Source organism: Actinomyces sp. ICM58, from assembly GCF_000283035.1.
GTDB lineage: Bacteria > Actinomycetota > Actinomycetes > Actinomycetales > Actinomycetaceae > Pauljensenia.
The window spans coordinates 1-7,044 of sequence record NZ_ALIY01000052.1 but is presented as its reverse complement, the minus strand read 5'-3'; the positions used below and the strand labels follow the sequence as shown (position 1 = coordinate 7,044).

Below are 7,044 nucleotides of genomic sequence, written 5' to 3'. Positions count from 1 at the left end.
ATCTCCTCCTCGTCCTCGTCCTCGATCACGGCGACATCGGTCGCGTAGACGCGGGGCTCGTCGCGCTGGACGTTGAAGACATCGACGCGCGAGAGCGCGAACTCGGGGGCCAGCAGGGTACGCGAGGCCAGGTTAGCCAGGGTCGGGGCGGCGCCGAGGCCCACCTCGATGACCTGATCGACACCCAGGCCGGCAATGCCGGGGGCGGCCTCTTCGGTCGAGAGCAGCACGCGCTGCGTCTCGATCCAGCGCACCGGGGAGGCGAACTGCCAGCACAGCAGCTCGATGAGCAGCGTGCGGGTCAGGACACCCGGGTTGGCCAGAGCCGCGTCCCACGCGCCGGGAGCCTCGAGCAGCTCGCGCACCGTGTCGGAGGGGACAACGTCGAGGATGGACTGGGCGAACTCGCGGGTGAGCTCGAAGGGACGCGCCACCAGGTTGGGGATGTAGCGACCCACGAGCTTCGCGGGATCGATCTCGGCGGGAATACGCTCGTCAAGCTTCGTGCGGAAGTCCGCCACGCCGCCTCGCAGAACGGTGGAGTGGAAGGGCACGTCGATGCCGGGCACGTACATGAAGGGGCGCTTGCCGCCGCGCTCGGCGGCGCGCTTGGATGCGTCCTCCTCGAGGGCCTTCAGGCCCGCAACCGTGCCGGCGACCGCGTACTGCTGGTCGGCCAGGTTGAAGTTGACGATCTGGAGGAACTCACCAGCCGCCTCTCCAACCGAGGCGACGTAGTCGACCACGTGAGCGTCATCCACGCCGAACTGGTTGGGACGTAGGGCGCCCATACGGTAGTTCGAACGGCCGTTCTCATCGCGAGGCACGAGCGAGTGCATCGTGGAGCCGCGCTGGAAGACCAAGTCGAGGACCGTCTCGAGCGGGAAGACCTCGGCGTAGGCGGCCAGCGCGTCGTACTCGCCCAGCGAGTGGCCAGCGAAGGCCGCGCCGGAGACCAGGACGCCCTCTTCACGCAGGCGAGCCGTCTGGCCGATTGCCAGCGTCGCGAGCGCGACCTGTGTGAACTGGGTGAGGTTCAGGACGCCCTCGGGGTGACGGTAGGTCACGCCGCGCGCCACGATTTCGGTCGGGTTATCGCGCACAATCGCCAGGATGGAGAAGCCCATCGCCGAGCGGGTGTGCGCGTCCGCGCGGCGCCAGACCTCGTCCACGGCCTTGGACTTGGTGCGCTCATCCAGGCCCATGCCGGCGCTCTGGATGCCCTGGCCGGGGTAGACGTAGGCGACCTTCGGGGCGAAGGTGTAAGCCGACGCGCGAGACACGACCTGCTTGTCGATGCGGCAGGTGACCTCGAGGGACAGGCCGCCGCCGACGACGCGCCCCACGCGCTCGACGGTGATCTCAACCTCGTCATTCAGGTCGACGGTGCCGTACATGTAGTACGTCCAGCCCGCGATCTGTGCACCGCCCTGATCGGCGACGACGGCCTCGGTCGCGTGCTGGGCGGTGGCCGACAGCCACATGCCGTGCACGAGCGGGGCATCCATGCCAGCGACCTTGGCGGCCGCGTAGGACGTGTGGATCGGGTTGTAGTCGCCCGACACGATCGCGAAGGGCGTCATGTCGTCGGGAGCCTTGACGCTCACGCGCCGCAGGACCGAGCGGGGCGTGTCCACGACCTCGACGTGCGCGCCGCCGAAGGGAGCGGCCTCGGAGGGAGCGCGGTTGCCGGAGGCGCGGCCGCGGATCGCGAAGCGCTCCTGCGTGGAGCCGACGTGCTCGCCGTTGGCCTTCAGGTCCAAGGCGACCGTGACGATACGGCCGGAGGAGGACTCGTCGACGGCGGCCACGTGGCTGGTCACGTCGATCGTCGTGATGCCGCGCGCGAGCATCTGCTCGGGCGTGTACTCCAGCGTGATCGAGTGATCGAGGTGGACGGCGTTGAGCAGGCCCTCAATGACCGGGTAGTCGTTGTGGATGGCCGACCCCAGGGCCGCGTAGATCGCGGGCCAGGCGGGGCCGAGCAGGGCGTCGGGCGCCCAGGCGGCGAGCTCGTAGGAGGCGGGCAGGGCCGCGCCCGTGGCCTCCGCGTGGTCGAAGCCCAGGGTGGGGGCCAGGGTGAAGGAGTAGTGGGCCTCGCCGAAGACGGACTTGGTCGAGGGCACCATCACAGGCAGTGCATCCACGGTGTCGCCGGCGACGGACACGGAGGTCACGCCGGCGGTGGCCGCGAGCATCGCGTACATGTGCTGGGGCAGCTTGGCCTCGTCGATGACGGGCACCGCGCCGTCTTCGCCGGACAGGACGAGCGGGAAGATCAGCTCGCGCACCGCGTGCTTCTCGGCGCCGCGCGGGTCGTTATCCCAGGCGGTGTCCAGGTGGATGACCATGTCCACGCCGGTGTCGGTCTCCTTCAAGCAGACGCGCTCCTCGTCGAGGATGGAAGCCGGGTTGGTCATGAGGTGACCGGTCCACGAGATGAAGGGGACCTTGCGCAGCCATTCCTCGCGGGTGGCGGCGGGCTTGCCGTTGCCCAGGCGCGAGGCGACGGGTGTCGCGACGGTGCCCGAGGCGGCGAGGCGCTGCGCTGCAGCGGCCTCGAAGCGGCCCAGCAGGGAGGCGACGGGCTCGTCGACGCGGTCGATGCCGGCCACGGACACCGGGCCGGGGATGATACGGACCTGGTCGGCGCTGTAGCGCTCGTCCTGGGCCTGCCACAGGCAGTCCTGGCCCCACCAGCGGATGAGGTCGTCGTCCAGGATCGGGACGAAGGGCATCGGCTTGGGGTAGGAGCGGCACAGGGCCGGGAACCAGGCGGCGTCGATGGGGGTGACGTGCGTGGTCGCCGCGTTCGGGTAGGCCGCCATCAGGCGGTCGGCGGCGGCGTGGGCGTCGGCGACGTCCTCGACGGTCGGGAACAGGGTCTCAACCTCGCCGTGGTCCACGGGGGCCAGGCGCGCCTCGACGCGCTGGAGGAGGTCGTGGTAGCGGATCTGCCACGTGGGGTCGACCCACGGGTAGGACAGGTCGGCGAAGCGGCGCACCCAGGCCTCGTAGGTCATCTCTTCGAGATCGCCGAAGTAGGGCTTGGCCGTGTGGGAGAGGATCTCGACGATCTCGTCCTTGCGGGCGCGCACCTGGGCGCCGTCGGAGCCGATCTCGGCGATGATGCGCGCGGCGGCGGCCGCCGCGTTAGAAACCTCGTGCATGTCGGCGCGCAGGTGGGACAGGCCCGACGTCATGCCGCCACGTGTGACGCCCTCGCCGACCCAGCCACCGAAATCGTCGTTGTCGGGCACACCGGGCGTGGCGACGAGGAGCTCCTTGACGGCCTTGGTGGTGTGCGCTTCCTTCGTGGTCATCGCGGCGGTACCCACGAGGACGCCGTCGACGGGCATGGGCGGGCGGCCGTAGCGGGCCGACCAGTCGCCGGTTAGGAAGTCGGCGGTGCGCTCGGGGGTACCGATGCCGCCGCCCACGGTCAGGACGATGTTGGACTGGGCGCGCAGCTGCGCGTAGGTGGCCAGCAGCAGGTCGGACAGGTCCTCCCAGGAGTGGTGGCCGCCGGAGTGGCCGTCCTCGACCTGGACAATGACCTTGATCGGGTCGGCCTCGCGGGCGATTGCGATCACCTTGCGGATCTGGTCGACCGTGCCGGGCTTGAAGGCCACGTAGGGGAAGCCGTCGGTGCGCAGCTGTTCAATAAGGGCCAGTGCCTCGTCCTGCTCGGGGATGCCGGCGGAGACGACGACGCCATCGATGGGGGCGCCGGACGCGCGCGAACGCGACACGATGCGGGCCTGGCCGAACTGAAGGTTCCACAGGTAGCGGTCCAGGAACATGGAGTTGAACTCGGCGGTGTGGCCGGGGCGCAGCTGGGCGCGCAGGCCCGCCAGGTTCTCGTTGTAGACCTCTTCGGTGACCTGGCCGCCGCCCGCCATCTCAGCCCAGAAGCCGGCGTTCGCGGCTGCGGCAACGATCTCGGGGTCCACGGTCGTGGGGGTCATGCCGGCCAGCAGAACGGGGGAGCGGCCGGTCAGACGCGAGAAGGCGGTGTCCACGACGGTCTTGCCATCGGGCAGGGTCACGAGGCCGGGGCGCAGGTGCGACCAATCGGTGCCGGGCTCGGGGGCCCAGCCGGGGGTCGCAGCCTTGTCGCGATCCGCAGCGGTTCCGGCGGCCACGACACCAACGCCGGTGCCCTCCACGAGGGCGCGGGTCATGCGCACCGTGGTCGCGCCCGGGCCCATGTCGACGATCCAGGCGGCACCCGAGTCGGCGGCGGCACGGATCTGCGCCGGCCAATCAACGGGGGTCGTCAGGACGGCGGCGGCCAGGCGGTGAGCCAGCTCGGCGTCAATGCCGCACTCGGCGGCCCACTCGTCCACGAGGGCGAGGGCGTCGGCGAGCATGGGGGAGTGGAAGGGAACGTAGACCGGCAGGTACTCGCACACGGGGGCCAGCGGGCGACCGCCGCGCTCGTGCGCGTCGTGCGCGGCCTTGTCCTGGGCGGCGGCGCGCTCAATGGCTGCCACCAGAGATGCCAGGTCGTTCGGGGCGCCCGACACGACGTGCGTGTCCGTGTCGTTACGCAGAGCGATCGACAGCGGATGGGACGTCGAGGGCAGGGAGTCCACGATGCGGGTCAGCAGCGCGTCGGACACGCCGCGCACCGACACCATGTAGGTCGCGTCCCCGGCGTGCGGGGCGCGCGCACGGCGCGTCACGCGGGCGGCGGCCGCACCGATCAGGCGAGCAAGCGCGAACACGGTCGCAGCCCGGGCCTCGTCCCCGTTGATCCAGGCGCGAGCGATTTCCACGCCGAGAACACCCTGCGAGTGGCCCTCGAACGCGGTGGGCTGGTTCGCCACGATATTGAGGCCCGCGCGCGTCAGGTCGATGAGCGCGCCCAGCTGGGCGGCCACGATACCCGGAACCGACAGCGCAGCTTCATCCGGACCAGCAACCTCGCGGGTCACGGCCACCTCACCGTCGGGCGCGGGCAGGGCGAAGGGAAGAACCGACACGGACTGAGTGGCCAGCGAGCGGCGCACGGGGGAGAGCACCTTGTCCGATGCCTCGATGACCCCCGCGACGATCGCGGAAATCTCGGGGTCGTGGGCAATCTCGTCGAGCGCTAAGCGCCACGGGGTCGCCTGACCGGCGAAGGTCAGCGCGTAGGGGGTCTCATTCAGAGAGGACACAAACGACATGTTCATTCTTTCAATCGGGGACAATACTTCTCAAACGACACCGGTCACAGGGGACCGTTGTCGTGACGCTTCACATGGGGGGCGCGCTGGTCCTTCGTGGCCAGCAGATGCAGGGAATCGATGATGGTCTGGCGAGTGTCGGCCGGGGCGATGATGCCGTCGAGCTGACCCGAGGCCACGGACACCTCCGGGTTAACCGTCTCGTCCTCATAACGGGCCACAAGCTCAGCCTTCGTCTCCTCGAAGGTCCCGTTCTCGCGGGCCGCCGCCAACTCGCGGCGATACATGATCGAGGCCGCACCCTCAGCGCCCATGACCGCGATCTGGGCGTCCGGCCACGCGAACGCCAGATCCGCGCCAATCGACTTCGATCCCATCACGATGTAGGCACCACCGTAGGCCTTGCGCAGAATCACGGTCACCATCGGGACGGTCGCGTTCGCGTAGGCAACAATCACCTTCGCGCCGCGACGGATGATGCCCGCCTGCTCCTGCTCGGTACCCGGGCGATAGCCGGGAACATCCACCAAGGTCACGACCGGCAGGCCAAATGCGTCGCAGAAACGCACGAAACGCGCCGCCTTCTCCGACGCATCCACGTCCAGCGTGCCCGCGTCGCTCATCGGCTGATTCGCCACGATGCCCACCGACTGGCCATCCACGCACGCAAAACCGATCGTCACGTTGGGAGCAAAGAGATCCTGAATCTCCACGTACTCGCCGTGATCGACCAGCGCGCGCACGACGTCGCGCACATCGTAGGGCTGACGAACCGACGTCGGTACCAGGTCTGCGACCGCGCGTGCAGCCGCCTCATCCTCGGGGTTGGCAACGTATTCGTACTTCGGGGGCGCGACCTCGCACGAAGACGGTAGGTAATCCAGGAGCGAACGCACGTAGTCGATCGCCTCGTCTTCCGTGTCCGCCATGTGGTGGGCGACGCCGGACTGGAAGTTGTGGATCGCAGCGCCGCCGAGCTGATCGAGCGTGACCTTCTCACCCGTCGTCGCGGCCACAACGTCCGGGCCGGTGACGAACATGTGCGAGTTCTCGCGCGTCATGACGATGAAGTCGGTCAGGGCCGGCTGATAGACGGCACCGCCTGCGCAGGGGCCCAGGATGATCGAAATCTGGGGCACCAGGCCCGAGGCTTCGCACGTCTTCTTGAAGATGCGACCGTACTGGGCCAGGGCGACGACACCCTCCTGGATGCGGGCACCACCCGAATCCTGAATGCCGACGATTGGGATGCGCATGCGAATACCCATGTCGATGAGGTCCACAATCTTGTCGCCCTCAACCTTGCCCAGGGTCCCGCCCAGCACCGAGAAGTCCTGCGCGTAGGCGGCGACCATGCGCCCCTGTACGCGGCCGTACCCGGCGGCCACGGCCGAACCCACGCGACCGGCGCGCACCGACCCGCCGATGAACTGGCCGACCTCGTGCCACACGCCGTCGTCAAAGAACAGGGCGAGGCGCTCGCGCGCGGTGAGCTTCTGTTTGGCGTGCTGGCGCTGGGCGGCCTTTTCCTCGGCCGCCTGGGCGATCGCTTCCTGGGCCTGAATGAACCCTTCGCGCGTGAACCTGTTGGGGGTGGTCATTGCGCCTCCTTGTCAGTGGCGATGTGTGCGATGCGAGTTCCGGCCGTGACGGTGTCGCCCTGCTTGATGGACAGGGAGGTGACGGTGCCCGCGCGGGGAGCCAGCAGCGGCTTTTCCATCTTCATGGCCTCGAGGACGGCCACGAGTTGGCCTTCTTCCACCTGGTCGCCCTCGGACACGGCCAGGGCGACGACGATGGCCTGCATGGGCGCGACGATGTCGCCGGGGGCGCCCTGGTGGGGCCCGGCCTGGTGCGTGGAGGTCGCGGA

At 69.1% G+C, this 7,044-nt stretch carries 3 protein-coding genes; all 3 read right to left on the bottom strand.

Annotated features, from left to right (window positions below):
• On the bottom strand, positions 1-5,174 hold a 5,174-nt coding region (locus HMPREF1138_RS11550; protein ID WP_039936583.1), incomplete at its 3' end, for a fatty acid synthase subunit beta domain-containing protein.
• A gap of 44 nt (positions 5,175-5,218) precedes the next feature.
• On the bottom strand, positions 5,219-6,775 hold the full coding sequence (locus tag HMPREF1138_RS02450) for an acyl-CoA carboxylase subunit beta (RefSeq protein WP_009056142.1): 1,557 nt from the start codon (positions 6,773-6,775) through the stop codon (positions 5,219-5,221).
• Positions 6,772-7,044, bottom strand: a 273-nt coding sequence (locus HMPREF1138_RS02445; RefSeq protein WP_009056143.1) for an acetyl-CoA carboxylase biotin carboxyl carrier protein subunit, incomplete at its 5' end; no start/stop codon positions are given. The genes HMPREF1138_RS02450 and HMPREF1138_RS02445, both read right to left, overlap by 4 nt.

Coding starts and splice junctions, on each gene's coding strand:
- HMPREF1138_RS02450 (WP_009056142.1), bottom strand. CDS start 6,775: ATGACCACCCCCAACAGGTTCACGCGCGAAGGGTTCATTCAGGCCCAG.